Source organism: Clostridium folliculivorans, assembly GCF_024341905.1.
In the GTDB taxonomy this organism is placed as follows: Bacteria; Bacillota; Clostridia; order Clostridiales; family Clostridiaceae; genus Clostridium_AR; species Clostridium_AR folliculivorans.
This window is the reverse complement of record NZ_BQXY01000024.1, coordinates 1-2765: the sequence shown is the minus strand read 5'-3', so window position 1 is coordinate 2765 and position 2765 is coordinate 1. Positions and strand designations below refer to the sequence as shown.

Sequence of the window (2765 nt, the reverse complement as noted above, 5' to 3'; positions counted from 1 at the left end):
GCTGCTTTAGCGTAGTTAGTCGTAATACTACTAAAAATCAAATTAAATAATAGTAATACCACCAAAAACCTTGATATTTTCTTTACCTCTTTCATAACTCCTCCTCATTTTAAACATTTATGCTGTAAATAACCTACAAAATTGCCACATTACTTGCAGCAAGATACTTGTACATGTATATTTTATACCAAATTATATAAATCAACAATATTAAATTACCATCCATAAATGTTCAAGCATCCTCGAATTTTACTTATATTATACCTTAACATATCACTATATTACGTACTCATTAGTTATATAAGAAATCCTATTTAGTACTAAAATAGATTTTTTCAGTTTCAAAGATGATGAAATTAATAAAAAATGAACATAAAAAATAATGCCTTGAAATAACTTCTCAGCATTATTAAAAACTTACTGTTTAATAACTAATTTATGTTTTAAAGTACAATTAATCGTATAAAGCTATTTTACAAAAGTTCCTGACATAATAACATGAGCACCTGCAAATTGACTAAGAGCATCATTTCCTACCACTTTAACACTCTTACCATCAAACTCAAACGTGATTTTAAGATTAGTTTCTTTATCATAGAACTCGGCTGTATTTTTAGAGCTGTTTGTATATGCAGCCACCCCTCCCACATTACCCATATTAGGTTCAGAATAACCACTAATATGAAATTTTATTTTGTCATCAGATACACTATATATTACTAACGTTGTTGAGTTTTTGCTTACGCTTCCTACTCTAGAATAACTACCAATTCTATTAGTATCTAGACTTAAATCTATTCCATTACTTTCAACATCACTTTTAATTAAATAAAATGAATACTTAGGAATATTATTATTATTCCACATCCCCTTTAATATTTTATCTTGAAAGATAAATCCGCCAAATGAACCACTCACCTGATTGTTATCATTGAATTCAAAAATATTAACATAACCATTTGCATAGGCTTGTGCCTCTACTCTTATATTCTTCATGTATTTATCATAATAATAAGTTCCTTCATATCTTGCTACTACATTATCACCTTGCATAGACATATTGCTATCGTAATATCTTTCACTTAAATCATTAAACTTACTCTTATCAGTTTTTTTTAATTCCATATGAATATCAATATTACTATTTACTTTCCCAGCTAATTGTATTTTATCACTTTGAGAAATATATTTCTGTAAACTATAATTTTCATTTTCCTTAGAATTGCTTGTAATAGTTGTTGTATCACTTGTATTATTTACATTACTATCTTTGCTTGAACTCTGTTTGATATTACTAATTGACTTCTCCCCATTGTTTTGTTTTTGACATCCAGATACAAAAAATATTAAAGCAGCAGATATGCAAATACAAAATATTCTTTTCTTCATAATTTTATCCCCTCATCATCTCCTACACTAATATATGTCTTATTATAGGAGCATATTTATACTAGACATATACACTAATATATCATATTTTCAATATTTTGTATATAAAGGCACTTCATACAAAAACACCCCTATCTCTCAAAATTTTATCTAATTAGAGATAGGGGCGGATTTTCATAGTTCCAGTTTATATTCTTTATATTTTTATACTACAACTAATTACTACTAATAGAAAAGCCTAATAGGCTATCAACAAGTAATCTATAAAGAGATGTTCGAAAGATTGCTCCATTAGGATACTTCTTTAAACTTAAGCCTATTAATTAAATTGAATTGAATTTATAGTATTAGCTATAGACTGAGCTAACTTTTCTTGATAATCTGCATTAGCAGCATTTAGTGCGTCACTTTTATTTGAAATAAACCCACATTCTATTAATGTTGATGGCATATTAGTATATCTTGTAACGTATAATCCATGATCATGAGCTTTTAAATTTGCACTTCCCATTGAAGAGGATACATTACTTACTAATTTATTAGCCAATTCTCTGCTTTTACTAGCAGCATATCCCGGAGTACTATCTATTTGCAAGTTATCATAACTCCATCCACCAGGATCTACTCCACTTACAATTCCATCATTATCTATATTAGGTCTGTAAGTACTATAGTGAGTGCTTATACCGCTTGTACTAATATCGCTACTAATATCGTGATGTATACTTATAAATAGATTTGCATTTAAGTTGTTGGCAAAGTCAGCCCTATTTTTCAGGCTTATATCAGAAGGTTCATAGCTAATATCCCAAGGCTGTCTAGTCAACATAACTTTATAACCAACCTTCTCCAAGTCATTTTTAACCTTAACAGCTACTTGCATATTTAATTCTCTTTCTGAATAAGTTATTCCATCAATTGTTGAATATGCTCCATCGTCTCCGCCATTATTATGTCCAGGATCAACAACTATTAATTTAGAAACATTATTAAAATTAACAGTATAAGTAAGAGAATTCTTCGAATTGTCATTACCAATTGTAGTAACTGTAATAGTATGATATCCATTGCTATAATTAGCTGTATTCAACCAATATCCATATCCGGCATTCATTCTCTGAGCATAATCAACTCTTGATGATAAACTTGATGTTGGATAACCGTAAGTAGCTTGTCCCACTATAGTATCATCTACACTTACATTTATAACCTTGATTCCAACTCCACTTAATGCCCAGCCACCTATATATGTACTTCCTTTAACTTCTCCCCAGTTACTTATACTATTTATGTCCAACTTAGGAATATTGTTAAATACTACATTTCTACTCTGACTTATTACCTGTCCACTATTTGTGGTAGAATCTATTCTTAAT

At 29.2% G+C, this 2765-nt stretch carries 2 protein-coding genes; both read right to left on the bottom strand.

Going from position 1 to position 2765, the window contains the following annotated elements; translation table 11 throughout:
• Positions 1-468 precede the first annotated feature (468 nt).
• Complete coding sequence (locus OCU55_RS23685) at positions 469-1389, bottom strand: hypothetical protein (RefSeq protein ID WP_261854715.1); 921 nt, start codon at positions 1387-1389, stop codon at positions 469-471.
• A gap of 319 nt (positions 1390-1708) precedes the next feature.
• The coding region (locus OCU55_RS23680; RefSeq protein WP_261854714.1) for an N-acetylmuramoyl-L-alanine amidase family protein at positions 1709-2765 on the bottom strand (1057 nt) is incomplete at its 5' end.